20 protein-coding genes are annotated in these 25,666 nt (G+C 71.4%); 15 read left to right on the top strand and 5 right to left on the bottom strand.

Annotation, left to right across the window (positions count from 1 at the left end; translation table 11 throughout):
• Positions 1 to 185 precede the first annotated feature (185 nt).
• From ACIRA5_RS28905 to ACIRA5_RS28870, 8 genes are all read left to right on the top strand, one after another.
• The gene (locus ACIRA5_RS28905; RefSeq protein ID WP_403695291.1) at positions 186 to 1,619 is read left to right on the top strand and encodes an ABC transporter substrate-binding protein; all 1,434 of its coding nucleotides are present in this window, start codon (positions 186 to 188) and stop codon (positions 1,617 to 1,619) included.
• Between the two features lie 7 nt (positions 1,620 to 1,626).
• Positions 1,627 to 2,967 (top strand): carbohydrate ABC transporter permease, encoded by a 1,341-nt coding sequence (locus ACIRA5_RS28900; RefSeq protein WP_403695288.1) that lies wholly within the window; start codon positions 1,627 to 1,629, stop codon positions 2,965 to 2,967.
• Positions 2,964 to 3,872, top strand: coding sequence for a carbohydrate ABC transporter permease (locus ACIRA5_RS28895; RefSeq protein ID WP_403695286.1), 909 nt, complete (start codon positions 2,964 to 2,966; stop codon positions 3,870 to 3,872). The genes ACIRA5_RS28900 and ACIRA5_RS28895 overlap by 4 nt, the downstream gene beginning before the upstream one ends.
• 149 nt (positions 3,873 to 4,021) lie before the next feature.
• On the top strand, positions 4,022 to 6,292 hold the full coding sequence (locus ACIRA5_RS28890) for a CDP-glycerol glycerophosphotransferase family protein (RefSeq protein WP_403695283.1): 2,271 nt from the start codon (positions 4,022 to 4,024) through the stop codon (positions 6,290 to 6,292).
• Between the two features lie 151 nt (positions 6,293 to 6,443).
• Positions 6,444 to 8,642 (top strand): CDP-glycerol glycerophosphotransferase family protein, encoded by a 2,199-nt coding sequence (locus ACIRA5_RS28885; protein ID WP_403695280.1) that lies wholly within the window; start codon positions 6,444 to 6,446, stop codon positions 8,640 to 8,642.
• A 1-nt stretch (position 8,643) separates the two neighbouring features.
• Positions 8,644 to 10,854 carry a CDP-glycerol glycerophosphotransferase family protein gene (locus tag ACIRA5_RS28880; protein WP_403695277.1) on the top strand — a complete coding sequence of 737 codons (2,211 nt, stop codon included), beginning with the start codon at positions 8,644 to 8,646 and terminating at the stop codon, positions 10,852 to 10,854.
• 8 nt (positions 10,855 to 10,862) lie between these two features.
• A complete protein-coding gene (locus ACIRA5_RS28875; protein WP_403695837.1) occupies positions 10,863 to 12,281 on the top strand; it encodes a hypothetical protein in 1,419 nt (472 codons plus the stop codon).
• Between the two features lie 58 nt (positions 12,282 to 12,339).
• A complete protein-coding gene (locus tag ACIRA5_RS28870; protein ID WP_403695274.1) occupies positions 12,340 to 13,965 on the top strand; it encodes a hypothetical protein in 1,626 nt (541 codons plus the stop codon).
• A gap of 52 nt (positions 13,966 to 14,017) precedes the next feature.
• Here the strand turns inward: ACIRA5_RS28870 and ACIRA5_RS28865 are convergent, their stop codons facing one another.
• Entirely contained in the window at positions 14,018 to 14,431 is a 414-nt protein-coding gene (locus ACIRA5_RS28865) for an organic hydroperoxide resistance protein (protein WP_403695271.1), read from the bottom strand.
• 124 nt (positions 14,432 to 14,555) lie between these two features.
• Between ACIRA5_RS28865 and ACIRA5_RS28860 the strand changes: the two genes are divergently transcribed.
• Positions 14,556 to 15,071: a MarR family winged helix-turn-helix transcriptional regulator gene (locus tag ACIRA5_RS28860; RefSeq protein WP_403695269.1), complete on the top strand. Its 516-nt coding sequence runs from the start codon at positions 14,556 to 14,558 to the stop codon at positions 15,069 to 15,071.
• 52 nt (positions 15,072 to 15,123) lie between these two features.
• Here the strand turns inward: ACIRA5_RS28860 and ACIRA5_RS28855 are convergent, their stop codons facing one another.
• Positions 15,124 to 16,653 (bottom strand): glycosyltransferase family 39 protein, encoded by a 1,530-nt coding sequence (locus tag ACIRA5_RS28855; RefSeq protein WP_403695266.1) that lies wholly within the window; start codon positions 16,651 to 16,653, stop codon positions 15,124 to 15,126.
• Between the two features lie 108 nt (positions 16,654 to 16,761).
• On the opposite strand from ACIRA5_RS28855, the gene ACIRA5_RS28850 reads away from it, so the two are divergent.
• The 3 genes from ACIRA5_RS28850 to galE all read left to right on the top strand — a co-directional run bounded on the left by ACIRA5_RS28850 (position 16,762) and on the right by galE (position 20,772).
• Complete coding sequence (locus ACIRA5_RS28850) at positions 16,762 to 18,042, top strand: glycosyltransferase 87 family protein (RefSeq protein WP_403695264.1); 1,281 nt, start codon at positions 16,762 to 16,764, stop codon at positions 18,040 to 18,042.
• Positions 18,043 to 18,097: 55 nt separating this feature from the next.
• Positions 18,098 to 19,693, top strand: a complete 1,596-nt coding sequence (locus ACIRA5_RS28845; RefSeq protein ID WP_403695836.1) for a glycosyltransferase — start codon at positions 18,098 to 18,100, stop codon at positions 19,691 to 19,693.
• A gap of 98 nt (positions 19,694 to 19,791) precedes the next feature.
• Positions 19,792 to 20,772, top strand: coding sequence for a UDP-glucose 4-epimerase GalE (gene galE / locus ACIRA5_RS28840; protein ID WP_403695263.1), 981 nt, complete (start codon positions 19,792 to 19,794; stop codon positions 20,770 to 20,772).
• A 51-nt stretch (positions 20,773 to 20,823) separates the two neighbouring features.
• On the opposite strand, the gene ACIRA5_RS28835 is transcribed toward galE, so the two are convergent.
• Positions 20,824 to 21,783 carry an oxidoreductase gene (locus ACIRA5_RS28835; RefSeq protein ID WP_403695261.1) on the bottom strand — a complete coding sequence of 320 codons (960 nt, stop codon included), beginning with the start codon at positions 21,781 to 21,783 and terminating at the stop codon, positions 20,824 to 20,826.
• 117 nt (positions 21,784 to 21,900) lie between these two features.
• On the opposite strand from ACIRA5_RS28835, the gene ACIRA5_RS28830 reads away from it, so the two are divergent.
• Positions 21,901 to 22,515 (top strand): TetR/AcrR family transcriptional regulator, encoded by a 615-nt coding sequence (locus ACIRA5_RS28830; protein ID WP_403695258.1) that lies wholly within the window; start codon positions 21,901 to 21,903, stop codon positions 22,513 to 22,515.
• Positions 22,516 to 22,519: 4 nt separating this feature from the next.
• Positions 22,520 to 23,452, top strand: a complete 933-nt coding sequence (locus tag ACIRA5_RS28825) for an ADP-ribosylglycohydrolase family protein (protein ID WP_403695256.1) — start codon at positions 22,520 to 22,522, stop codon at positions 23,450 to 23,452.
• A gap of 49 nt (positions 23,453 to 23,501) precedes the next feature.
• On the opposite strand, the gene ACIRA5_RS28820 is transcribed toward ACIRA5_RS28825, so the two are convergent.
• Positions 23,502 to 24,149, bottom strand: coding sequence for a response regulator (locus tag ACIRA5_RS28820; RefSeq protein WP_403695254.1), 648 nt, complete (start codon positions 24,147 to 24,149; stop codon positions 23,502 to 23,504).
• 25 nt (positions 24,150 to 24,174) lie between these two features.
• Entirely contained in the window at positions 24,175 to 25,338 is a 1,164-nt protein-coding gene (locus tag ACIRA5_RS28815; protein WP_403695252.1) for a histidine kinase, read from the bottom strand.
• A gap of 49 nt (positions 25,339 to 25,387) precedes the next feature.
• Here ACIRA5_RS28815 and ACIRA5_RS28810 point away from each other — a divergent pair, with 49 nt between their 5' ends.
• Positions 25,388 to 25,651 (top strand): hypothetical protein, encoded by a 264-nt coding sequence (locus ACIRA5_RS28810; protein WP_403695250.1) that lies wholly within the window; start codon positions 25,388 to 25,390, stop codon positions 25,649 to 25,651.
• Positions 25,652 to 25,666 lie beyond the last annotated feature (15 nt).

Raw genomic sequence — 25,666 nt, 5'->3', positions numbered from 1 at the left:
CCACCGCCGGAGCGCCTCCGCCGCACAGAGTCCGCACCGCGTTCGCACAGCCGCCCACGTCACGACCCAATCACGATCACCCGCTTGACAGCGCAGGCGCTCTTGCCGCCCTCGATGCCCCGGGCGTAGACCAGAGCGCACGGGACAGCGCCGGACGTTCGACGAAGAACGAGAACGGGGCAGTGATGCACAGAGCTCTTCGTACACACAAGTCGCCCAACCACTCGACGCACAGGTCACGCAGAGCCGCACACCACCGCAGGTCACCCAGGGCCGCACAGGCCGCCGCAGCCGCCGTCGCCGTCGCGCTCGCCCTCACCGCGTGTGGCGGTGGCAGCAAGGACAAGAAGGAGAACGGCGGTACGAGCAGTGCCAGTGCGAGCGGCGACACCGTCACCCTCCCCAAGCTCAACGGCGAGAGCCTCGAAGTCGCCGCCGTCTGGACCGGCGAAGAGCAGAAGAACTTCAAGACGGTCCTCGCGGAGTTCGAGAAGCGCACCGGCGCGAAGGTGACCTTCGTGGCGGCCCAGGACCCGATCATCAACTTCCTCGGTTCGAAGATCGCGGGCGGCCAGCCGCCGGACGTCGCGCTGCTCCCGCAGCCCGGCGCCATCAAACAGGCCGTCGACAAGAAGTGGGCCAAGCCCCTCGGCCCCGAGGCCGTGGCCGAACTCGCCAAGAACTACTCGCAGGGCTGGCAGGACATCGGCAAGGTGGGCGGCAAGCAGTACGGCGTGTATTACAAGGCCGCCAACAAGTCGCTGATCTGGTACAACGCCAAGGTCTTCGAGAACGCGGGCGCGAAGGAGCCCCAGACCTGGCAGGACCTGCTGACGACCGCGCAGACGGTCTACGACTCCGGTGTCACCCCGTTCTCCGTCGGCGGCGCCGACGGCTGGACCCTCACCGACTGGTTCGAGAACGTGTATCTCTCCCAGGCGGGCCCGGAGAAGTACGACCAGCTGAGCCAGCACAAGATCAAATGGACGGATCCGTCCGTCAAGCAGGCCCTCACCACCCTCGCCGGGATCTGGGGCAAGAAGAACTACATCGCGGGCGGCGCGAACGGCGCCCTGCAGACGGAGTTCCCGAACTCCGTCACCCAGACCTTCACCGGCGGCGACCAGCCCAAGGCGGGCATGGTCTTCGAGGGCGACTTCGCACAGGTCAACATCGGCGAGACGAAGGCCAAGGTGGGCACGGACGCGAAGGTGTTCCCGTTCCCTGCCGTGGGCAGCGCGGCACCCGTGGTCTCCGGCGGCGACGCGGCCGTCATCCTGAAGGACTCCAAGGCGGCGCAGGCGCTGGCCACCTTCCTGGCCTCCCCGGACGCGGCGACGATCCAGGCCAAGCTGGGCGGCTACCTCTCCCCCAACAAGAACGTGCCGACCTCGGCGTACCCGAACGCGGTGCAGCAGAAGATCGCCAAGTCCCTGATCGCGTCGGGCGACGACTTCCGCTTCGACATGTCCGACCAGGCCCCGCAGGCCTTCGGCGGCACGCCCGGCAAGGGTGAGTGGAAGGACCTCCAGGACTTCCTGAAGAACCCGACCGACGTCGCGGGCACCCAGGCGACGCTGGAGAAGGACGCGGCGGCGGCGTACGGCAGCGGAAGCTGATCCGGCGATGACGTCGGCAACGGCCGGAGGAACCGCACCGGTTCCTCCGGCCCGCACACGCAAGAGCGTGACCGGCACCCGCAGGACCGTGGCGGTGCTGTTCCTGCTGCCCTGTCTCGTGCTGCTCGGCGCGCTCGTGGTCTACCCGATCGGGTACTCGCTGATCCGCAGCTTCCTCAACCAGTCCGGCGACGGTTTCGCCGGGGTCGACAACTACAAGGCGCTGTTCACCGACGACGGCATCCGTACCGCCCTCAAGAACAACGTCATCTGGGTCGTGTTCGCGCCCACCGTGGCGACCGCGCTCGGTCTCGTCTTCGCGGTCCTCACCGAACGGGTCCGCTGGGGCACGGCGTTCAAGCTGGTCGTCTTCATGCCGATGGCGATCTCGATGCTCGCCGCGGGGATCATCTTCCGGCTGGTGTACGACCAGGACCCGAACAAGGGGGTCGCGAACGCGGTCTGGGTGGGGGTGCACGACACCTTCGCCGAGTCGTCGGCGTTCCCGAACGCCCACCCGGGACGGCAGTCGCCGCTCCGGCCGGAGAAGGGCGGGTTCCTCACCCAACAGGCCGTGCACACCGGGCAGTCCGTCTCCCTTCCCCTCGTCGGCGTCGCCCCCGACAAGATGCCGGGCGGCGCGAAGAAGGCCGTACAGGCACCGTCCGAGCCCGGCAAGGTCACCGGCACCGCCTGGCAGGACTTCACCCGGGGCAAGGGCGTCGGCAGGCTCGGCCAGGTCGACCCGGGCGAACTCGGCTACCCGGGCATGAAGATCGAGGCGGTGAAGGACGGCAAGGTCGTCGATTCGGCGAAGGTACGGGACGACGGCACCTTCACGCTCTCCGACAAGGCAGACGGGGCTCGGCTCCGGCTCCCGGCGAGCAACTTCCGGGAGCCGTACAACGGCGTCGACTGGCTCGGCCCGTCGCTCGTCACCCCGGCCGTGATCGGAGCGTATGTCTGGATGTGGGCCGGCTTCGCCATGGTGCTCATCGCGGCGGGGCTCGCTGGCGTGCCGCGTGAACTCCTCGAAGCGGCGCGGGTGGACGGGGCGAACGAGTGGCAGGTGCTGCGAAGGGTCACCGTGCCGCTGCTCGCGCCCGTCCTCGCCGTCGTCCTGGTCACGCTGATGATCAACGTGCTGAAGGTCTTCGACCTGGTCTTCATCATCCCGCCGGGCTCCTCCCAGGACGACGCGAACGTGCTGGCCCTTGAGCTGTACCGGAAGGGCTTCTCCGAGGACCAGCCGGGCATCGCGAGCGCGATCGCCGTGTTCCTGCTGCTGCTCGTGATCCCGGTGGTGTGGTTCAACGTGCGTCGTCTGCGGCGGGAGGTACGGCGATGACCACCCACGTCGGCGGTCTCACGAAGACCGCGCCCGTCACCGGCGTCAAGCCCAGGCAGTCGCTCGCCTCACGGCTCGCGAGCGGTGTCAGCGGCGGGATCGTCCGGGTGTTCCTCCTCCTCGTCGGCCTGTTCTGGCTGGTGCCGACGGTCGGGCTGCTGCTGGCCTCGCTGCGCACACCGGAGGACATGAGCGCGTCCGGCTGGTGGAAGGTCTTCAGCGAGCCCTCCCAGCTCACCGTGGACAGTTACCAGAAGCTCCTGGAGAACGGTGACATCACCAGTTCGCTGGGAAACACGGTGCTGATCACCGTCCCGGCGACCGTCCTCGTCGTCGTCATCGGCGCGCTCGCGGGCTACGCCTTCGCCTGGATGGAGTTCCCGGGCCGCGACTGGTGGTTCCTGGCGGTGGTCGGACTGCTGGTCGTCCCCGTGCAGGTGGCGCTGATCCCGATCGCCGAACTCTTCGGCAAGATCGGCATCTTCGGCACGATCTTCGGGGTGATTCTCTTCCACGTGGGCTTCGGTCTGCCCTTCGCGGTGTTCCTGCTGCGGAACTTCTTCGCGGAGATCCCCCGGGAGCTGCTGGAGGCGGCCCGGCTGGACGGCGCGGGTGAACTGCGCCTGTTCCTGAAGGTCGTGATGCCGCTCGGCGGTCCCGCGATCGCCTCGCTCGGCATCTTCCAGTTCCTGTGGGTGTGGAACGACATGCTGGTCGCGCTGGTGTTCTCCGACGCGGGCAGCCAGCCGATCACGGTCGCGCTCCAGACCCAGGTACGCCAGTTCGGCAACAACATCGACGTGCTGGCGCCCGGCGCCTTCATCTCGATGGTCATCCCGCTGGCCGTGTTCTTCGCGTTCCAACGTCAGTTCGTGTCCGGGGTGATGGCGGGCGCGGTGAAGTAGCCGGACAAATAACCACATCAGGGGCGAGCCGGACACCGGCTCGCCCCTCGGCGTTCACCCAGAATCCCCCGTATGCCACATCTGGCGTAACCAAGTCACCCCTTCGGCCGTTGCCGGGCAGTATGCCCGCGCCGACCCATGGATGTCCCTTGCCCAGGTTCAGTGTCATCGTCCCCGCGTACAAGGTTCAGGCGTACCTGCACGAATGCCTCGAATCCGTGCTGGAGCAGTCCTGTCCGGACCTCGAACTGATCGCCGTCGACGACTGCTCGCCCGACGCCTGCGGTGCGATCATCGACGAGTTCGCCGCCCGTGACTCCCGGGTCCGTCCCGTCCGCCTGCCGGGGAACGTGGGCCTCGGCCGCGCCCGCAACGCGGGTCTCGAACACGCCACCGGCGACTACCTGCTCTTCCTGGACGGCGACGACACCCTCACCCGGGACGCTCTGCGCGCGATCGCCGACCGGCTGAAGGAGACCGCCGAACCGGACGTCCTGGTCTACGACTACGCGCGCACCTACTGGAACGGGGACATCGTCCGCAACCGCTTCGCGGAGCAGCTCAGCGAGCGGGGACCCGCGCCCTTCCGGCTCGACGACCGGCCGGGGCTGCTCAGGGTCCTGATGGTGGTGTGGAACAAGGCGTACCGAAGGGAGTTCGTGCAGCGTGCGGGCCTCTCCTTCCCGCCCGGCTACTACGAGGACACCCCCTGGACCTACCCGGCGCTGATCTCCGCCGAGACGATCGCCACCCTCGACCGGGTCTGTGTGCACTACCGCCAGCGCCGTCAGGGCAACATCCTCGGCACCAGCAGCCGCAAGCACTTCGACATCTTCGAGCAGTACGACCGTGTCTTCGCGCATCTCGACGCGCACCCGGAGCTGGCACGCTGGCGTCCGGTCCTGTTCCGCCGCATGGTCGACCACCTCTCCACGGTGTTCACCAAGCGGGGGCGGCTGCCGCGCGGCACCCGCGCCGAGTTCCTGCGCAAGGCCCGCACCCACTACCGCCGTTACCGCGCCCCGGGCGCCCCCGTCCGCCCCCGCACCCGCCTGCGGCACGCCCTGGTCCGGCTCGGCAACCACCGCACGTACCGGCTGCTCGGCCTGGTCACGAGTACCCACAAGAAGGCGCTGCGTGGCGTCAAGGGGCTGCTGCGCAAGGTCCGCGGCGGCGCCCTCCAGTTCCACTACCGCGTCCAGCTCCGCCTGCCGCTGCGCGCCGACCGCGCCGTCTTCTCCAGCTACTGGGGGCGCGGCCACGGCTGCAACCCGGGCGCCCTGGAGTCCGCGTTCCGCGAACTCGCCCCGCACATCCGTACGGCGTGGATCGCGCACCCCGAGCACCACCACACGATCCCGGCCTCGACGCGCCGTCTGCGACCCGGTACGACGGCGTACTGGACGGCGCTCGCCCGCTCCAAGTACCTCGTCAACAACGTCAACTTCGACCGCCGGCTGGTCAAGCGCCCCGGCCAGATCATGATCCAGACCCAGCACGGCACCCCGCTCAAGTACATGGGCCTCGACCTCCAGGACCGCCCGGCGGCCGCCCGTGACACCGACTTCGCCGAGCTGCTGCGCAGCGCCGACAAGTGGGACTACTGCCTGTCGGGCAACCGCCACTCCACCCTGATCTGGGAGCGCGTCTTCCCCGCCGCGTACACGACGCTGGAGTACGGCCTCCCCCGCAACGACGTGTTCCAGCGGGCGACCTCGACGGACGTCACCCGGCTGCGGCAGTCCCTCGGCATCCCCGAGGGCACGGTCGCCGTCCTGTACGCGCCGACCTACCGCGACTACCGCCGCACCCAGCGTCTCGCTCTCGATCTGGAGCGCGTCCTGCGCCAGCTCGGCCCCCGGTTCGTCGTCCTGACCCGCGCCCACCACTCGTACGCCGCCGCGCTGAGCACCCGCTCCGGGGCCCGGCTCATCGACGTCTCCGACCACCCGAGCATCGAGAACCTCTGCCTGGCCTCGGACGCGCTGGTCACCGACTACTCCTCCCTGATGTTCGACTACGCGGTCCTGGACCGGCCGATCGTGATCCACGCGGACGACTGGGAGGCGTACCAGGCCTCCCGGGGCACCTACTTCGACCTGCGGAACTTCCCGCCGGGCGCGGTCGCGCGCAGCGAGGACGAGCTGATCGACATCTTCGCGACCGGCCACTGGCGCGGCTCCCGCTCGACCCAGCTGCGGACCGCGTTCCGCGAGCGGTTCTGCCCGTACGAGGACGGCCGCGCCGCCGAGCGGGTCGTACGCCATGTCGTGCTGGGCGAGAGCGCCGGGCTGCCGCGGGTGCTGCCGCCCGCGGAGCGCCACCCGGTCCCCTCGGCCGCCGCCGCCCGTCCCCGGACCCCCCTGGCCACCGTGCCCGCGCCCGGCACCCCCGTCCTCCCCGTCGCCGAGACCCTCTGAACCGGAGCAGGCATGCCCTCCAGCCCCTCCCGGCCCACACCGACGAGACCCGTCACCTGGCGCCCCGCCGGGCGGCCCGGGCGCTGACACCCACCAGCACCCCGGCAGTAGCCCGAGAAGCAACCAGAGAAGTAAGCAGAGAAAGAGCAGAATGCCCCGCTTCAGTATCATCGTCCCCACTTATGGAGTCGCCGGGCGACTGGCCCTCGCACTGGACTCGGTCCTCGACCAGTCCTTCGGCGACTTCGAGCTGATCCCGGTCTGCGACGGGCCGGACTCCCCGGCGGGCGAGGTCGCCGCCGGGTACGCCGCGCGGGACTCCCGGGTCGCCCCGGTCCACTCACCGCCCGCGGACGGACTGAGCGGGGCGCGCAACACCGGGACCGGGGCGGCGAGCGGCACGTATCTGCTCTTCCTCGACGGCGATGACGTCCTGGTGCCGGGCGCGCTGGCCGCCCTGGACCACACGCTCCGGAAGGAGCCCGAGGAAGCGGACGTCCTCTACTTCGGACACGAACGCGTCCACTGGTGGGACGTCGAGACCAGCACACCGCCCCTCCCGAAGGCCCCGGACGGGGTGTTCCCCCCGGACCGGGCGCCGCGGCTGACCGGGGCGGGCCTTCCGGCGTGGAGCGCGGCCTACCGCCGGGCGTTCCTGCGGGAGCGGCGCCTCGCCTTCCCCCCGGGGCACTTCACGGATCTCGGCTGGGGCGGCCTGGTGACGGTCGCCGCCGGGCGGGTGGCGGTGCTGCGCCAGGTCGTCGTACGGCATCGGCTGCGGCGGCAGGGCAGCCGCCTGAACACGCCGGGCGAGCACCAGTTCCAGCTTCTCGACCAGGTCGACCTGGTGCTGAGCCGGGCGGCCGAGGAAGAACTGTCCGTGGAGCGGTCGCGGGCGCTGTTCGGTGACCTCTTCGCGGCGGTGCTGAAGTCCGCCGCCCATCCGAAGCGGCTTCCGCTGCACCGGCGCCGGGCCTTCTTCCGGCGCGCCGGCCGGCTCTACCGGCGCCACCGGCCCGCCGGGTTCCAGCCGCCCCCGGGCCGGATCGGGGTGCAGTACCGGCTCCTGGCGGCCGGGGCGTACAGCGCCTTCCGCGCGCTGCGCGGCGTCAGCCGGCGGATGGCGAGGGCCGGTCAGCAGCTGCCGCGCCCCCGTCTGCTGAGCGTCCGCGCGCGGTACGCCGCGCAACTGCGCCTCCCCCTCGACGAGAACCTCGTCGTGTACTGCGCCTACTGGGGCCGCGGTTACGCCTGCAGCCCGGCCGCGATCCACGCCAAGGCCCTCGAACTCGCCCCGCATCTACGCTCGGTGTTCCTGGTCGAGGCCGACGCGGTGGACCAGGTCCCGGACGGTGTCGACCACGCGGTGATCGGCAGCCCGCGCGCCTGGGAGGTGCTGGCCCGTGCCAAGTACCTGGTCAACAACGCCAATTTCGCGGACGGTGTCGTCAAGCGGCCCGGCAGCGTGCATCTGCAGACCCAGCACGGCACGCCGCTGAAGACGATGGGTGTCGACCAGTCGACGTATCCGATCGTGGCCGCCGCGACCGGCAGCTTCGCCAAGCTGCTGGCCCGGGTGGACCGCTGGGACTACAACCTCTCCTCCAACCGGCACTCCACCCAGATGTGGGAGCGGGCCTTCCCGGGCACGTACGAGGCCCTGGAGTACGGCTATCCGCGCAACGACGTCTACTGCACGGCGACCGCCGAGGACGTGGCCCGCGTCCGCGCCCGGCTGGGCGTCCCCGAGGGCAGGACCGCCCTCCTCTACGCGCCCACGCACCGCGACTACAGCACCGGCTTCGAGTCCCGGCTCGACCTGGAGGCCTTCTGCGAGGAGATCGGCGACGAGTTCGTCGTGCTCCTGCGCGCCCACTACTTCTACGACGAGGGCAGGGGCACAAGCAGCGGCCGGATCATCGACGTGACCCGGCACCGGTCCTCGGAGGACGTCTGTCTGGCCGCCGACGCGCTGATCACGGACTACTCGTCGATCATGTTCGACTACGCCAACCTCGACCGCCCGATCGTCGTGTACGCCGACGACTGGGAGGTCTACCGGGAGACGCGGGGCGTCTACTTCGACCTGATGGAGGCACCGCCGGGGCCGGTGGTGCGCACCCCGGAGGAGCTCGCGGGGGCCTTCCGTGACCGCTCCTACGCGGACGACTCCTCGCGAGCCCTGCGGGCCGCGTTCCGCGAGCGCTTCTGCCAGTTCGACGACGGGCAGGCCGCCGAGCGGGTCGTCCGCAGAGTGCTGCTGGGCCGGCCGCCGGAGGCGATCCCGCCGGTGATCCCGCTCGCCGAGCGCCTTCCGGCCCCCGCCGCGTCCCCCCTCGTAAGGAGCTGACGTGCCCCGCTTCAGCGTCATCGTCCCCGTCTTCAAGGTGCAGGGCTTTCTGCGCGAGTGCCTCGACTCGGTCCTGGAGCAGTCGTACACCGACATCGAGGTGATCGCGGTCGACGACTGCTCGCCGGACGGCTGCGGCGCGATCCTCGACGAGTACGCGGCCCGCGAACCGCGCCTGCGGGTGCTGCACCTGCCGCAGAACGTGGGCCTCGGCCGCGCCCGCAACGCCGGAATGCCGTACGCGACGGGGGACTACCTCTTCTTCCTCGACAGCGACGACACCCTCACGCCGGGCACCCTGCGCGCCATGGCCGACCGCCTCGACGAGACGGCCGACCCCGATGTGCTGGTCTTCGACTACGCGCGCACCTACTGGTGGGGCGGTACGCGCCGCAACGCCCTCGCGCAGGTGCTGGCCGAGGGCGGCGACGGCTGCTTCACGGCCGCCGAACACCCTGAGATCCTCGACCTGTTGATGGTCGTGTGGAACAAGGTCTACCGCCGCGCGTTCGTCGAGCGGGAGGGCTTCACCTTCCCGCCCGGCTACTACGAGGACACCCCCTGGACCTTCCCGGTCCTGCTCAGCGCGGAGCGGATCGCCACCCTGGACCGGATCTGTCTGAACTACCGGCAGCGCCGCCAGGGCAACATCCTGTCCACCACCAGTCGCAAGCACTTCGACATCCACGACCAGTACGAGCGCGTCTTCGCCTTCGTCGACTCCCGCCCGCAGCTGTCGAGCTGGCGCCCGTTCCTGCACCGCAAGATGGGCGAACACTGTCTGGACATCCTCGCCAAGCCGGACCGGCTGCCCGCGTCCGACAAGGGCGAGTTCTTCCGGCGTACGGCCGCCCTCTTCCGCAAGCACGAGGGCGGCGGCCCGGTGCCGCGCGAACTGCGTGTCCTCCAGGGCGGTTACGTGACCTACCTCGCCCGGCGCCAGTCCGGCCGGCTCGGCGCGGAACTCGGGCGGCGCGGGCTCCAGGTGCGCAAGGTGGCGGCCACCCGGGTCAAGAGCGGCTGGTCCGCGGCGCACGAGCACCGGCCGCTGGACCCGGACCTCGCGGTGTACTCGGCGTTCTCGCACCGCGGGGTGCTCGGCGACCCGGGCGCGGTCTACCACGCGGCGCGCGAACTCGCCCCGCACGTCCGGGGGGTGTGGGTGGTGCGCGAGGACCAGGTGCCGCTGCTGCCGCCCGGCGTCGAGTACGTCCTGCCGGACTCGCTCGGCTACCGCCGGGTCACCGCCCGCGCCACGTACCTGATCAACAACGTCAACTGGCCCGGCACCCTGGTCAAGCGCGCGGGCAGCGTCCATGTGCACACCCACCAGGGCACCCCGCTGAAGTACATGGGAGCCGACCTGCGCGACAAGGCGGGCGCCCGGCACGGCTTCGACGTGCCGCAGATGCTGCGCCGCGCCGACCGCTGGGACTACAGCCTGGTCGCCAACCGCCACTCCGAACTGGTCTGGGACCGCGCCTACCCCTGCCACTTCACCTCGCTGCGCACCGGCAGCCCCCGCAACGACGTCCTCGTACGGGCCCGGCCCGAGGACGGTGCGGCGGTCCGCGCCCGCCTCGGCATCCCGGCCGGCCACCGGGTGGTGCTGTACGCGCCGACGCGCCGCGACTACGTCCGCGGCGGCCTCGTCGACCGGATCGACCTCGCCCGGTTCGCCGACGACCTCGGCGAGGGCCACACCCTCCTCGTCCGGCTGCACCCCTCGCTCACGGACGGCCCCTCGCGCGGGATGGGCCTGTCCGAGCTGCACCGGCGCGGGGTCGTGCTCGACGCGACCGACGAGCCGCACGTCGAGGACCTGATGCTCGCCTCCGACGTGCTGGTCACGGACTACTCGGCCCTGATGTTCGACTACGCCAACCTGGGCCGGCCGATCGTGATCCACGCGGACGACTGGGGCGCGTACGCCGCGAGCCGGGGCGCGTACTTCGACATCACGGCCGACGCGCCGGGCCATGTGGCCCGCTCCTACCGGGAGCTGGCGTGGCTGTTCGCGTCCGGGTCCTGGCGGGACGAGGAGTCGGCGCGGCTGCGGTCCGGGTTCCGGGCGCGGTTCTGCGCGTTCGACGACGGGCGGGCGGCCGAGCGGGTGGTACGGACGCTGATGCTCGGCGAGCGCGTCGAGCACCCGGTGCCGGTGGCGGTGGTGCCCGCGCAGGCGGGACACAACGTCCTCACCTCGTCGTGAGCGCCCTCATGACCGTCGTCGGCCCGTTCGTGAAGCCGCGCCCGCCCCGGTTCTGGGTGGTCGTCCTGGCCGCCGTCTTCGCCCTGCTCCAGCTCGCGAACGTCACCGGCCGCGACACCCCCGACACCAGGAACTACCTCTCGTACGCCCTGAGTCCGCGCGGCGCGAGCAAGCACGAGGCGGCCACGGCCACCATCGACTACGCCTGTGCCGGCCGGGCGTCCATCGCGCGCCGCGACCAGAGCGTCAACGTCGTCCACTTCCGTGAGCCGAGCCCCGCCGGGCGGGTCGTCGAGGAGTGCCGGCGCGACCAGCGGGGCTGGGTGTCGAAGCGGCTGAGCGCCGGGCAGACGGCGGGCCACACCGTGCCGTTCATGCCGCCGCGCTTCCTGCGGATCTTCGAGGCGCGCCCCGGCTACCCGGTCTTCCTGGTCCCCTTCATCACCGTCCTCGGCGTGAAGTGGGGCCTGTGGACGTCGAGTGTCCTCATCACGGTCACCGGGGGCGTACTCGCCTTCCTGGTGCTGCGCACCCTGTGCGCCCCCACCCTCGCCGCGCTGACCGGACAGGCCCTCTTCTACGTCCTGCCGTGCGGCACGACCGCCATGCGGCCCATGACCGAGGGCCTGCTGCTGACCCTGACACTGGCGGCGTTGTGGGGCTGCGCACTCGCTCTGGAGGGCCGGACGCGGGCCGCGACCGTGCTGGTCGGCGGGTCCCTGGCCGCGCTCTTCGCCGTCAAGCCCTCGCAGGCGCTGTTCCTCGGGCTGTGCCTGGCGGGCGCCTGCGCGGTGCTCGGCATCCGGCGCGGCGGACCACGGCAACCGCTGCGGAGGCTCGCACGGCCGTTGCGGGAGGTGGGGGTGGTGGCGGCCTGCGGGGTCGCCGTCACCCTGCTCGCGGCGAAGGTGCTGGGCCACCCGTCCGAGTCGGAGTCCCTCCAGGACCTGCTCACGGCCCACTTCTCCCGGCCCGACCGCAGCCGGCCGTGGTCGGATTTCCTCAGCCTGGAGGTCGACTTCTGGGTGGAGTGGCTGCGTCGTGAACTCTGGCAGCCGTTCTTCCCGACGGCCCTGCTGGCCGGGGCCTGGGGCGCGCTGCGGCATCGTCCGGCCTTCGGGGTGTTCCTGGTCGCGGGCGCGCTCACCGGCGTCCTCAACCAGGCCGGACACCCCGACATCGACATCTACGGCGACCGGCTGATCGTGCTGGCGTGGGTGCTGCCGGTGGTGGGACTTCCGCTGCTGCTGGAACAGGTCCTACGGCCGCGGGTGCGGGGTCTCGACACGGTGCCGGGCCCGCTTCGGACGGACGCGGAGCCGAACACCGCGATGGACACCGCGATGGACACCGGGACGGGCGCCGGGACGGGCGCCGGGACGGGCGCCGGGACGGGCGCCGGGCTGGACGCCGGAGTCGCTCGATGAGTCGCTCGATGAGGTGAAGTTCGGCAAAGCCGTCGGCCTCGGTGGGCATATACGACAAATGACCCGAACAGCTCAGACCGAGGTCGACCTCCCCGTCCGGCGGACCGCCCGTGGCGCGAGCGCGCTGCGCGGCGGCACCCCCTGGCACCCCACGCCCTATCAGGTCTTCGGCGGACTGTTCTGGCTGGTGCTGTGCCTCGCCTCCTGGCGGGTGCCGATGTGCTGCGACTTCGGCCAGCACGCGGCGGTCGTCGAGCGCCTCAAGGCGAACCTCCTGCATCCCGCCCATCCGACGGCGGACCTGCCGGGCGAGGGCAGCCCCTTCTACTCCCCGTACACCGTGGCCCAGGGCGCCTTCGCCCGGCTGACGGGCCTCGCGGGCTGGGAGGTGGTCCGGCTCTCGACGCCGCTGAACCTGCTGGTGCTGCTGACGGGGATCGGCCGCTTCGTGCGCGTCCTGGCGCCCCGCCGCCCCTGGGCGCCGGTGTGCGCGCTGCTCGCGATGGTGCTGCTGTGGGGCACCGAGCGCGCCTGGTCGAGCGGCTACCTCGGGCTGATGTCGATGACGGGCAACCTCGGCTATCCATCGACGTTCGCCATCGGACTCACCTTCTGGGCGTGGGCGCTCACGGGCACGCTCGCGGGAGGGATCGGCGGCCCGGTCCGGTACGTCGGCCCGAGCGGGCTGCGGAGCCTGTCCGGGTACAAGGGGCTCGGCGTCCTTTACGGCCTGATCCTGCTCGTCCATCCGATCACCGCGTCGGCGGCGGCGCTCGGGGCGGTGGCGTTCGTGGCCGGGTGGCAGCAGGGATGGCGGGCGGCCGTGGCGGCCCGGTGGGCGATCACGGGGGCGGCGGCGCTGATGGTCGCCCACCTCTGGCCGTACTTCGACGTCCTCACGCTGCCCGGGGACCACAGCACGGACGCGATGCACCGGCGGCTGTACGAGGGGGTGCCCGGACACTTCTGGCTGGCGCTGATCGGGGTACCGGCGCTGTGGCTGCGCGCGCGGCGCTCCCGGCGGGACCCACTGGTGCTGATGTTCGCACTGGACTGCCTGGTGGTGGCGTACGGCTGGGTCAGCGGGCACTACAGCTACGGCAGGATCCTGGGACTCGCGCTCGTGGCGCCGCAGTTCGCGCTCGCGATCGAGCTGGTGGCGGCGCGGCCGTGGCCGGTGTGGCGGCGGGCGCTGGGGGTGGTGACGGCCGTCGGCGCCTGCGTCGGCTTCCTCACGGTGCAGGCCGGTGCCGTCGTACCGCGTTCACTCGATCCGGTGAGTTTCGACCAGCCGCCGCGCTGGCCCTCGTACGACTGGGCGGCGCGGCACATCAAGCCCGGCGAAGTGGTGATCGCCGACGGGTACTACGCCTCCCGTCTGATCCCGGGCTACGGCCCGAACCTGGCCGCGCCCGTGTGGCCGGACGCGGGACTGGACGAACGGGAGCGGGTGCGGCGGCTCGCGGCCGTCCGGGGATACCTCGACCCCGCGTCGACGCCGGCGCGGCGCTCCGCGGTGGTGCGGCGGTATCACGTGCGATGGCTGTTGCTGACGCGGTGGAGCCGGGTGCCGGAGGAGGCGACGGTGGTGGATTGGAGCCGGCGCACGGGCGAGGTCCTCGCGAGGGTCGCTCCGCGGAGTGGACGCGGCAAAACCGCACATGCCACAGCCCCGCACCCCTGACGGGGCGCGGGTACTGAGCGACGTCACAGCCTCTGGACCACTCGCTCCCGAACTACTCGATGACGAGCTCGACCGGGATGTTGCCGCGGGTGGCGTTGGAGTAGGGGCAGACCTGGTGGGCCTGCTCGACCAGCTTGCGGCCGGTGGCCTCGTCCACGGAGTCGGGCAGCTCCACGCGGAGCGTGACGGCCAGGCCGAAGCCCTCGCCCTGCTTGCCGATGGTCACCTCGCCGGTCACCGCGGCCTCGCTGACGTCGACCTTCGCCATGCGGCCGACGACGCCGAGGGCGCTGGCGAAACAGGCGGCGTAACCGGCGGCAAACAGCTGCTCGGGGTTGGTGCCCTTTCCGCTGCCACCCATCTCCACCGGAACCGCCAGCTGGATGTCGAGCTTGTTGTCGGAGCTGACGGCGCGGCCGTCACGGCCGTGGGTGGCGGTGGCGACAGCGGTGTAGAGCGCGTCCATGGGGACCATCCCTCTCAAGTCAAGGTCTTGCCGGGGCGGCCGGTCCGACCGCCTCACGGCCTCAATTAGAGCACGCAATTCAATTGTGCACAACTTAATGATGGACAAGAGCTATCCTGGAGTCATGACCGCCATGCCGACCCCGAGCACCCAGGCCCCGCCCGACGGGGACTACCTCCGTCTCGACCAGCAGATCTGCTTCTCCCTGAACGCCGCCTCGCGCGCCTTCGGGGGCGTGTACCGGGTGATCCTCAAGGACCTCGGGCTCACCTACCCCCAGTACCTGGTGATGCTGGTGCTGTGGGAACACGGCGAGCTGCCCGTGAAGAAGGTCGGCGAGCATCTGCGGCTCGACTCCGGGACGCTGTCCCCGCTGCTCAAGCGGCTGGAGACGGCCGGTCTGGTGCGGCGGGAGCGCAGTGCGGCGGATGAGCGCTCCGTGCACGTCCATCTCACGGACGAGGGCACGGCCCTGCGCGAGCGTGCGCTGCTCGTACCGCGCCGGATCGCCGCGGCGACGGGCGCGAACCTCGAGGAGATCCGGGAGCTGCAGGCGCGGCTCGACCGGCTCACGGCGGCACTGGACGCGGCGACGCTCGACCCCGCAGCCCTGGACGCGGCCGGCGCGGACGTCCCCTAGGGTCCGATCCGCCGGACAGGTCCTGGCTGCGGCTTACGTACGCCGGACGGTGCTAGCGGTGGCGTACGTACAGGCGAAGGGTGACACCCCTGCGGACAACCTGCTCGCGCAGGGTGAATTCCTTGGCGAGTACGGCGCGTTTGGTCGCCTCGGTCGCGACCTGGGTGTCCGGATGCCAGTGCGGCCGGAACACGAACGGTTCGCACACCAGCCACACCCGGTCGAGCCGCTCGAGCCGGCTGCGCAGTTCGCGCGGGCCCACTTCCGTCCCGTACAGCGTCCCGGACGCTATGGCGGACGTCTTCAGGGCGACGTCGCGCACCCCGCGGAAGCCCGCCGGATAGGCCAGCGCCGAGCGACGTGTGAGCGACGGCAGGTACAACACCGGATCACCGGGCCGTAGTTCGCGACCGGCGGCGGCGGAGACGGCGGCGAGGTTGTCGGGACGGTGTGCGGGGTCGCGGTCCTTGCGGAGCAGGGGGAACTGGACGGCGAGGACGAGGGAGATGGCGAGGACACCGGCGAGGGCGACGAGGCGGGGAGCCGCGGCGCTGGGCAGCCGGGACACCCACCCGGTCAGCCGCTCCGCCCCCGCCGCGGCCAGCAGCGGTGCCCCCGCCAGCGCGTAGAGCACATACCGCTCGTCGTACAGCGGCCGGAAGCGGGAGACCGCGATCAGGACCGCCGGCGGGACCAGCAGCAGCGGCAGGGCGACCGACACGAGGTTCGGCTCGCCGCGTCGCGGGAACGGGCGCCACAGGGCGAGTGCGATCAGGAACACGTAGGGCACGAACACCAGTTGGGCCTGGCTGAGGAACGCGTGCATCAGGTTGTCCACGCTCTCGCGGTTCGGCACCGCCAGCCATGCCACCTGCGCCGACTGCCGGTGGGAGACGAGCGCGAGCGGCGCCAGGACGAGCAACGTGACCCCCGCCGCGATGCCCCATCGCCACCACACCCGCCACGGCATCCGCGTCAGCGCCAGGGTCGTCCCGTGCGCGAGCAGGAGGAGTAAGGCGAACTCGTGCAGCAGGCAGGTGACGGCGACGGTCACGCCGTACGCCCACCAGCCCCTGCCCCCGCGCAGGGCCCGCACGAGGAGCAGGGTCGCCGCCGTCGCCCCGGCCGCGACCAGGGCGTACGAACGGCCCTCCTGGGCGAAGTGCCCGGTCAGGGGTGTGACCGCGTACAGCAGTCCCGCCCAGAGGCCGACGCGGGGGTTGCACAGACGGATCCCGAGGGCGGCGACGAGACCCGCGGTCGTGGCGGCGCCGACGACCGAGGGCAGGCGCAGGGCGACCTCGCCGGGGGCGGGGGCGAGGACGAGATGCATGAAGAGGTAGTACAGGCCGTGCACCGCGTCGACGTGGTGCAACAGATGCCAGATCTGCGGAACCGAGCGCCGCGCGACCTGGTAGGTGGCCGCCTCGTCACGCCACATGCCCCCGCGGTCGAGCCTCCAGAGCCCGAGTGTGAGCATGACGAGCACGGGCAGCACCACGGCGACGACCCGCGCCACGGGCTCGGCCGAGGCCCCCGAGACGTCCGGAGCCTGCCGGCGGCCGACGCCGGACTGTTTCATTAGCACGCTTTCCCCCATGTACCATTTCTTACTATTAACTGACCTTCGTTAACCTTTGATGGCGTATCAGTTCTTGTGAGGCATCCGAGAGCTTACGATCCGGGCTTGATGAGCGCTTACCTGAGCCCCCGAGGCCGATCCCGTCTGCTCCCCCTCGCCGCCGCCTGGATGGCGACCCGCGCGCTGATGCTGTGGCTGCTCGCGCACGACGACCTCTCCGTGCTGGGCGGCGGCGGGGTCTCCCGCGAGGTGAGTCACCTCTATTTCCGCTGGTACGAGACCCTGTCGCACGGCGCCTATCCGGCAGGCGACCGGCTGTGGCAGTACCCGCCGGGCGCGGGCCCCGTACTGCTCTCGCCCGGGCTTCTGCCGGGCCTGACGTACCCGCACGCCTTCGTGGCCCTGACGCTGGTCGCGGACGCCGTGATCGTGCTGGCCCTGGCACGCGCGGGCAGCAGACCCGGCCGCAGCCTGCGCGGCGCGGCACTGTGGACGCTGGGCCTGCCGTTGCTGCTGCACATCCCGCTCGCCCGCTACGACGTACAGGTCACGGCGTTCGCCGTCGTCTCCCTGCTGGCACTGAAGCGCTCCCCGCGCGCGGGCGGCGCGTTCGCCGCGCTCGGCGCCCTGGTGAAGGTCTGGCCCGCACTCGTCCTCATCGGCACACCCCGGGGCCGTACCACCCGGGAGGCCTGGACGTCGGCGGCGCTCACGGCGGTCACCCTGCTCACCGTCCTCGCGACGGCCTTCAGCGACCCCTTCGACTTCCTGCGCCAGCAGGGCGGCCGGGGCGTGCAGATCGAGTCGCTCGGCGGCACGGTGCTCGGCTTCGCGCGCCACGCGGGCTGGCCGGGCAGCGTGCGCTACCAGTACGGCGCGATGGAGTTCGTGGGCCCCCACGTCCAGACGGTCGCGACCCTCTCGCTCGCCCTGACGGCCGTCTCCTTCGCGCTGCTGCTGCTGTGGCGGGTGCGCGCACGGCACTGGACGGCGGCGACCCCGTACGACGCCGCACTCGCCGCCGTGCTGATGTTCACGGTGACGAGCCGGGTGATCAGCCCCCAGTACATGGTGTGGCTGCTCGGTCTGGCCGCCGTGTGCCTGACATCGCGGCACACCACACAGCGCCCGGTGGCGGCGCTCGTCGTCGCGGCGACGGCGGTAAGCTCCGTCGCCTACCCTGCCCTGTACGGGGAGGTCATCGACAGCACCTGGACGGGCTGTTTGCTGATGCTCATCCGCAACGGTCTGCTGGCGGCCGCGGCGGTGCTGTCCTTCACCCGGCTCTGGCACTCCGGACTTCCCGTGCTCGTGGTGGATCGGCCGAAAAACGACGCGCAGAAACGGAACCCCGACCCGATTCCTGCCGTCTTCCGGACCGGACACTAAGTACCTCTTAACGGATAATTACTGTCAAGCCCTACGATTTCGGCCCGTGGATCCTATGAAACCTCACCACTCGCAGGTCTGTGTCGTCGTCATCGGTTACAACGACGCCGACCACGTGACGGAAGCGGTGCGTTCGGCACTCGCTCAGGGCCCGGCCGTCCGGGAGGTACTGGCCGTCGACGACCGCTCGACCGACGGGAGCGCCGACCTCCTCGACCGCCTCGCCGCCGATGAGCCGCGCGTGAAGGTCATACGCCGCCCGGAGAACAGCGGCGGCTGCGGGAGCCCCCGCAACGACGGGATCGACGCGGCGACCGCCCCGTACGTGATGTTCCTGGACAGCGACGACGTGCTGCCGCCGGGCGCCGTGGACGCGCTGCTCGAAGTGGCACGGGAACAGCGCACGGAGGTCGCGGCGGGTCTGTGCGTACGCCGCGAACTGCCCTCGGGCCGCGAGATCCCCTGGGAGCGCGACCTCTACGCGAAGCCCGCGCTGGTCTCCCACCCGACGCAGCGGCCCCGTCTGGTCCACGACACGCTGTGCGTCAACAAGCTGTACCGAACCGACTTCCTTCGTGAACACGCGATCCGCTTCCCCGAGGGCCGTCACCCGTACGAGGACTTCGTGTTCACCGCGCGCGTGCTGGCCGCCGGGCCGCGCATCGCGCTGATCCCCGACACGGTGTACGTGTGGCATGTGCGGCGCGGCGCCCAGCAGTTGTCGATCTCGCTGGACCGCGCGGACATCGAGAACTGGCGCTCCCGCACCGCGGCGCACCGCACCGCCTACGAGATCCTGCTCAACGCCGGCGAGAAGCAGCTCGCCCGGGCCGCCAACGCGAAGTTCCTCGACCATGAACTGCGCATGTACGCCCGCGAGTTGGAGTTGCGCGACGCCGACTACCGGCGGGCCTGGTGGGAGCTCACGCGCACGTATCTGTCGACGTTCGACGCAAGCGACTTCACCGTCAACCCGACCGCCCCCGGCCGGCTGATCGCCCGTGTCGTGCTCGCCTCCGAGGAGCCCCGCGACCTGCCGCGCCTCAAGGAACTCGCCGCCCGCCCGGCCCGGTTGCGCCCGCCGTACGCCCGCGCCGCCGACGGCACGCCGGTCTGGTCGGACGACCTCCCCCAGGTCACGCTGGACCACTACCTGCAACGCCCCGCGCATGTGCTGCCCGCCGCGGTCGACGCGGAACTGCGTCCCCGCGCGCGTGCGGCACGGCTGCGGCTGCGCCTGCACGACCTGTACGGACGGCTCGCGGAGGCCGGTCCGGCCTCGGCGGACGTGGAGTTCACGCACCGGGACGAGGAGCGGATCGGGCTGAGCCTGTCGGTCGAGCTGACCCAGGACGCGGACCGGGCCACCTGGTCGGGCGAGCTGCCGGTGGACCTGTCGGCGCTGGGCTCGGGCACCTGGGACCTGCGGCTGCGGGTTCACTACCGTGACGGTTCGAGCCGGGACGTCACCGCGCACGCGGTCGGCGGCGGGGGCCTGCTGCGTCGCCGCGCGGTCCCGAACCTGCGGTACGGCGTCCTGTTGGTGCAGCCGTACCGCACCCACGCGGGGGCGCTGGCGCTGCGTCTGGCGCCCGGACTGCGAGGGATGACCGACGTGGTACGCCGTCGGCTCAAGCGCCTGCTTCACTGATGTCACAACGGCACATCGATCTCACCTCGAGCTCACACCGACTCACACCGACTCACACCGACCTCACACCGATCACACTCCCGAGGGGACGACCGTTCATGACCTGGCTGATCACCGGCGGCGCCGGCTACATCGGGGCGCACGTGGTGCGCGCGATGCGGGACGCGGGCGAGCAGGCCGTGGTCTACGACGACCTGTCCACGGGCATCGCCGAGCGGGTCCCCTCCGACGTACCGCTGGTGGTCGGCTCGACGCTGGACGCCGAGCTGCTGGCCCGCACGATCGAGGAGCACGCGATCACCGGCGTGGTCCACCTCGCGGCGAAGAAGCAGGTCGGTGAGTCCGTCGACCTCCCGCTGCACTACTACCGCGAGAACGTCGAGGGCCTGCGGGTTCTCCTGGAGGCGGTGACGGCGACGTCCGTCGGCTCCTTCGTGTTCTCCTCCTCCGCCGCGGTCTACGGCATGCCGGACGTCAACCTGGTGACGGAGGAAACCCCCTGCGCACCCATGAGCCCGTACGGCGAGACGAAGCTGGCGGGCGAGTGGCTGGTCCGTGCGACGGGCCGCGCCACGGGCCTGTCCACGGCGTCGCTGCGCTACTTCAACGTGGCGGGGGCGGCGACCCCCGAACTCGCCGACGTCGGTGTCTTCAACCTCGTCCCCATGGTCTTCGAGAAGCTCACGCAGGACGCGCCGCCGCGCATCTTCGGTGACGACTACCCGACGCCCGACGGGACGTGTGTTCGGGACTACATCCACGTGGTGGACCTGGCGGAGGCCCACGTGGCCGCGGCCCGCGCCCTGGAGGCCTCGCCCGGGCGGGACCTGACCCTCAACATCGGCCGTGGGGAAGGCGTTTCCGTCCGCGAGATGATCGACCGGATCAACGCGATCACCGGCTACGACCGTCCCGCGGTGACCACACCGCGCCGCCCCGGCGACCCGGCGCGCGTCGTCGCCTCCGCCGACCGCATCGCGGTGGAACTGGGCTGGAAGGCGAAGTACGACGTGCAGGACATGATCACGTCGGCATGGGCGGGGTGGGTACGGCTGCACCCCGGCGCGGCGCGCTCGTAGGGCCCGTCGGTCCAGGTCCTGTCGGTCCAGGTCCTGTCCGGCGGGCCGGACCTAGACCGAGACGGTCTGCGGGGTCCGGCCCTGGCTCTGCTCGGATTCCAGCCGGGGAAAGGTGACGCCGGTCAGTTCCTCGGAGGCCGCCCACAGCCGGACCGCGGACACCGGGTCGCTGGCCGCGGCCGAGCGCCCGACCAGTGTCGGCGCGCCGCGCATCTCGCCGAGCCCGTCGGGTCCCACATAACTGGCGCCGGGCAGGTCCTGCGTCGCGGCGTACAGCGTGGGCAGGGCACCGGCCTTGTTGTCCTGGGCGATGAACCGGTTGCCCACCGCCATCAGCGTGCGCCGCAGCACGCTGGCGTCCCGGCCCTGGAGACCGGTGGCGGCCCAGCCGGGGTGCGCGGCGAGGGCCCGTACGGACGAACCCGCGGCGGCCAGCCGGCTCTGGAGCTCCAGGGTGAACAGGAGATTGGCGAGCTTGGACTGGCTGTAGGCGGCGACGGGCGAGTACTCGCCGGTCAGGTTCAGGTTCTCGAAGTGGATGCGGGGGCTGCCGGGCATCTTGTGCGCCCCCGAGGACACGGTGACCACCCGGTCGGTGAGGTACGGCAGCAGCAGATTCGTCAGGGCGAAGTGCCCCAGGTGGTTGGTCCCGAACTGCATCTCGAAGCCGTCCTTCGTGCCGGCCTCGGGGATGTTCATGACGCCCGCGTTGTTGATCAGCAGATCGAGTTCGCCCCGCCAGGACGCGGCGAACTCACGCACGGACGCGAGGTCCGCGAGGTCCAGTCGGCGCACCTCGACGCTTCCGTTGACGGTGCGGGCGGCGGCCTCACCGCGCTGCGGGTCCCGTACGGCGAGGACGACATGGGCGCCGGCCCGGGCGAGGGCGTCGACGGTGGCGATGCCGAGCCCGCTGTTGGCGCCGGTGACCACGGCCGTACGGCCGCGCTGATCACCGATGTCGCCCGCGTTCCACTTGCTGTTCCGGTCAGCTGAGTGCTTGGTAGCCATGCCCTGAATGTAGACGCCGACAACAATGATGTCAACGACAACAATGATGGCGATGCCAACAAAGCTGACAGCGCCAACAATGTAGTCGCCGGTTACATACCGGATAGACTGTCGGGCATGCAGACCCGCCCTCGCCGCTACCACCATGGAGACCTGCGCGCCGCACTGCTGACCCGCGCCGAGGAAACACTCGAGGAGAAGGGCCCCGGGGCCCTGTCCCTGCGCGAACTGGCCCGCGACCTGGGCGTCAGCCACGCGGCCCCGAGCCGGCACTTCAAGGACAAGCAGGCCCTGCTGGACGCGCTGGCCCTGGCCGGCTTCGAACGGCTCCTGGCCACCCTGACCGCGTCGCAGGAGACCGTGAGCGAGTCCTTCGCCGACCGGCTCGGCGCCCTGGCCCGTACCTACGTGGGCTTCGCCACCGCCAACGCGGAACTCCTGGACCTCATGTTCGCGGTCAAGCACGACCCGGAGGCGTCCGAGGCCCTGGTCACGGCCGCCCACAGCATGGGGGGCCTGGCCGCGGAACTCATCACGGAGGCCCAGCGCAGGGGCGAGGTCCGCGAAGGACCCCTGGAAGCCATCGCCACCCCGATCTTCAGCACCCTCAACGGCTTCGCACGGCTCGCCGTCAGCGACACCCTGCCCAGCGAAACCCTGGACAGGGACCTGGAGCACGTCATCGCCCACACCCTCCGCGGCTGCGCCCCGGACGCTCCCGCACCGCGCTGACCCCATGACCCGCCCTCAAGAACGCGCCGTCGGCACCGTTCTCGGCTCCGCCGTGGGAGACGCCCTCGGCGCGCCCTTCGAGTTCGGGCCCGAGGGAGCGTTCTCGGCCCGCTTCCCCACCGCCGGGCAGGGCGGGGAAATGTGCGGAGGGGGCGGCTGGGACCCGGGCGAGGCGACCGACGACACACAGATGGCGGTGCTGGTCGGCGAGTCCCTGACGGACCATGACGCCCTCGAACTCCCCGACATCTTCCGCAGATTCCGGCGCTGGGCCGCCGCCGACCCCAAGGACATCGGCCTGCAGACCGAGGCCGTACTCACCGGCAACGACCCCTGGGACCTCGCCGCCGCCCTGCACTTCCAGGTCAGCCAACGGGCGGCCGGGAACGGGGCGTTGATGCGGGCGGCCACGTCCGCCGTGTACTTCGCGCGGCAGGGCCGGGACGCCACCATGGAGGCCGGCCGCCGCATCGCCGCACTCACCCACGGCGACCGCGCGGCGTGGGAAGGCACCGCGATCTTCCACGAGCTGATCCGGGTCGCGCTCGACGGCGGCGATCCCGTCACCGCCGTACCGGACGTCCTGGAGGCCGTGCATCCCGACCATCGGGCTCGGTACGCCGTCGTTCTCGCCGACGCCTGGCACCCCGATCAGGCCACAGAGTTCAACGGGGCGGTGTGGCCCTGTCTCGGGTCCGCCCTGTGGGCGGTGCGGAGCACGGGCTCCTACGAGGACGCCGTGCGGGCCGCCGTCGATCTCGGCGGCGACACGGACACCGTCGCCGCCGTCACGGGTGGGCTGGCCGGAGCCGTCCACGGGGTGGAGGGAATTCCGGGGCCGTGGGTGGCGGCGCTGCACGTGCCGTTGCCGGGGTTCGGCGGGCGGGTGCTGAGAGCGGCCGAACTCGTCGGGCTGGCCCGGCGGCTGGCGGGGTGAGTGCCGGCCGCCGGGAGCCCACGCAAACCCGGTGTGTACCGGGTACGGCTCACGCGTCCCTGTTGAGGTACGCCAGGACCGCGAGCACCCGGCGGTGGCCGCTGTCGCTCGGCGGCAGGCCCAGCTTCAGGAAGACGTTGCCGATGTGCTTGCTGACGGCCCGTTCCGTGACGACCAGCGTCTTGGCGATGGTCGTGTTGTCGCGGCCTTCGGCCATCAGTTTCAGAACCTCGCGCTCGCGGGGCGTGAGCGTGTCGACCGGATCGTCACGGCGCCGGGTGAGCAGCTCGGTGACGACCTCGGGGTCGAGAGCCGTACCGCCCGTCGCGACCCGGTCGAGCGCGTCGAGGAACTCGTCCACCCGGCCCACCCGGTCCTTGAGCAGATAGCCGACCCCGCTCGCACCACCGCCGAGCAGCTCGGCGGCGTACGACTCCTCGACGTACTGGGAGAGCACGAGCACCGGCAGACCGGGCATCTCCTTGCGTGCCTCCAGGGCCGCGCGCAAGCCCTCGTCGCGGAAGCCCGGCGGCATCCGGACGTCGAGCACGGCGATGTCCGGCCGGTGCGCGAGGAGGGCGGGCAGCACCTCGGGGCCGCTGCCCGCGACGGCCACGACCTCGTGCCCGGCGGAGGTCAGCAGCAGCACCATCCCCTCCCGCAGGAGGGCGTTGTCCTCGGCGATCACCACACGCACGGCGGCCTCGTCTCCACTGTCCCGGTCACCACACGCACGGCAGCTCCACCTCGATCACGGTCGGCCCCCCGACGGGGCTGGTCATCAGCAGGGTCCCGTCGAGCGCGGCCACGCGTCGCTGCATACCGAGCAGCCCGGAGCCACCCCCCTGGTCGGCTCCACCCTGTCCCTCGTCGGCGACCCGGACGCTCAGCCCGCCCCGGTTGCGGACCAGCCGTACCTCGGCGCACTCGGATCCGCTGTGCTTGGCCGCGTTCGTCAGCGACTCGGCGACCACGAAGTACGCCGCCGCCTCGACCGCCGCCGGGGCCCGGGACCCGCTCCGCGCCCCGTCCTCCAGGCCGTCCACGACCACGGTGACGTCCAGCCCGCTGCTCGCGGCGAGCGCCCGTACGGCGCCTGCCAGTCCCCGGTCGGTGAGGATCGGCGGATGGATGCCGCGGACGACGTGGCGCAGCTCGGTCAGCGCCTCCTCGGCCTGGCTCTGCGCGTCCTCGAGAAGTCTGAGCGCGGTCTCCGGGTCGCGTTCGTAGGCCCGTTTGGCGATACCGATGCGCATCGACAGGGAGACCAGCCGGGCCTGTGTGCCGTCGTGCAGGTCGCGCTCGATGCGGCGCAGTTCGGCGCCGTGCGCGGCGATCGCACCGGCCCGGGTCTCGGTCAGCTCCTCGATCCGGACGGCGAGCAGCGCCTCCGGTGAGGGCTTGAGCAGGGCGGTGGACCAGGCGGCGTCGAGGTCCGCGAGCCGGCCGATCAGCGGCAGGACGAGCGGGGAGCGGCCGAGCAGCCCCTGTCGTACGCCGTCGACGGGCAGGCCCAGTAGCCACAGCGGGACGGTGAGCAGTCCGAGGAAGCCGTAGACGTAGTGGGAGACCATCCAGCGGAAGTCGCCGAGCGTGCCGGGGCCGCGGACCGCCGTGCGCAGTCGTTGCCGCAGCGGGCCCTCGATGGGCTGGTAGGCCTCGGGGATCGCCTTGCCCGTCCACCGGGCCACCAGGTTCCGCTTGGCCCCGGCGATCCGCCGGATCAGCAGCACCGTCTCGGGCAGCAGCCCGGCGCCGACGACCGCGAGCGTCAGCGTGGCCGTGATCAGCAGCACGGTGATGAAGAGGATCGTGCCGAAGGCCAGCACGGCGGACATGACGAGGCCGGCCGTGGCCCGCGCGGCCTGCCGCACCGTCTCTCGCATGGCCACAGGTTAGGCGAACGGCAGCCGCCGTGGACGAACAGGTGACCTGGTGAGGTGCAGCCCACTGCGCCAGGGGTTCGGGAGGGCGCTCCTGTCGTCAAAGCCGGCCCTCTGGTTCCTGTTCCTGTTCCTGTTCCTGTTCCTGTTCCTGTTCCTGTTCCTGTTCCTGTTCGACCTCGTCGTCGCCGCGGTCGCCCCGTGCGTCGTCGACGGCGCGCAGGGCGTCGCGACGGCGGTCGGCATGGGAGCCGTCTCCCTCGGCGCGGGCAGCGCCCTTCTCAAGGGCCGCGAGGAGGGACAGCACGCGGCCTGAGCGCCCTTCGGCGGG

Origin of the sequence: Streptomyces sp. NPDC096311, assembly GCF_044763085.1 — a bacterium.
Lineage (GTDB): Bacteria > Actinomycetota > Actinomycetes > Streptomycetales > Streptomycetaceae > Streptomyces.
This window is presented reverse-complemented; position numbering and strand designations above follow the sequence as displayed.

What these genes read in the sequence shown, in the direction of transcription:
- ACIRA5_RS28905 (WP_403695291.1), top strand. Translation starts at nt 186, where the DNA reads ATGCACAGAGCTCTTCGTACACACAAGTCGCCCAACCACTCGACGCAC.
- ACIRA5_RS28900 (WP_403695288.1), top strand. Translation starts at nt 1,627, where the DNA reads ATGACGTCGGCAACGGCCGGAGGAACCGCACCGGTTCCTCCGGCCCGC.
- ACIRA5_RS28895 (WP_403695286.1), top strand. Translation starts at nt 2,964, where the DNA reads ATGACCACCCACGTCGGCGGTCTCACGAAGACCGCGCCCGTCACCGGC.
- ACIRA5_RS28885 (WP_403695280.1), top strand. Translation starts at nt 6,444, where the DNA reads ATGCCCCGCTTCAGTATCATCGTCCCCACTTATGGAGTCGCCGGGCGA.
- ACIRA5_RS28875 (WP_403695837.1), top strand. Translation starts at nt 10,863, where the DNA reads ATGACCGTCGTCGGCCCGTTCGTGAAGCCGCGCCCGCCCCGGTTCTGG.
- ACIRA5_RS28870 (WP_403695274.1), top strand. Translation starts at nt 12,340, where the DNA reads ATGACCCGAACAGCTCAGACCGAGGTCGACCTCCCCGTCCGGCGGACC.
- ACIRA5_RS28865 (WP_403695271.1), bottom strand. Translation starts at nt 14,431, where the DNA reads ATGGACGCGCTCTACACCGCTGTCGCCACCGCCACCCACGGCCGTGAC.
- ACIRA5_RS28860 (WP_403695269.1), top strand. Translation starts at nt 14,556, where the DNA reads ATGACCGCCATGCCGACCCCGAGCACCCAGGCCCCGCCCGACGGGGAC.
- ACIRA5_RS28855 (WP_403695266.1), bottom strand. Translation starts at nt 16,653, where the DNA reads ATGAAACAGTCCGGCGTCGGCCGCCGGCAGGCTCCGGACGTCTCGGGG.
- ACIRA5_RS28850 (WP_403695264.1), top strand. Translation starts at nt 16,762, where the DNA reads ATGAGCGCTTACCTGAGCCCCCGAGGCCGATCCCGTCTGCTCCCCCTC.
- ACIRA5_RS28845 (WP_403695836.1), top strand. Translation starts at nt 18,098, where the DNA reads ATGAAACCTCACCACTCGCAGGTCTGTGTCGTCGTCATCGGTTACAAC.
- galE (WP_403695263.1), top strand. Translation starts at nt 19,792, where the DNA reads ATGACCTGGCTGATCACCGGCGGCGCCGGCTACATCGGGGCGCACGTG.
- ACIRA5_RS28835 (WP_403695261.1), bottom strand. Translation starts at nt 21,783, where the DNA reads ATGGCTACCAAGCACTCAGCTGACCGGAACAGCAAGTGGAACGCGGGC.
- ACIRA5_RS28830 (WP_403695258.1), top strand. Translation starts at nt 21,901, where the DNA reads ATGCAGACCCGCCCTCGCCGCTACCACCATGGAGACCTGCGCGCCGCA.
- ACIRA5_RS28825 (WP_403695256.1), top strand. Translation starts at nt 22,520, where the DNA reads ATGACCCGCCCTCAAGAACGCGCCGTCGGCACCGTTCTCGGCTCCGCC.
- ACIRA5_RS28815 (WP_403695252.1), bottom strand. Translation starts at nt 25,338, where the DNA reads ATGCGAGAGACGGTGCGGCAGGCCGCGCGGGCCACGGCCGGCCTCGTC.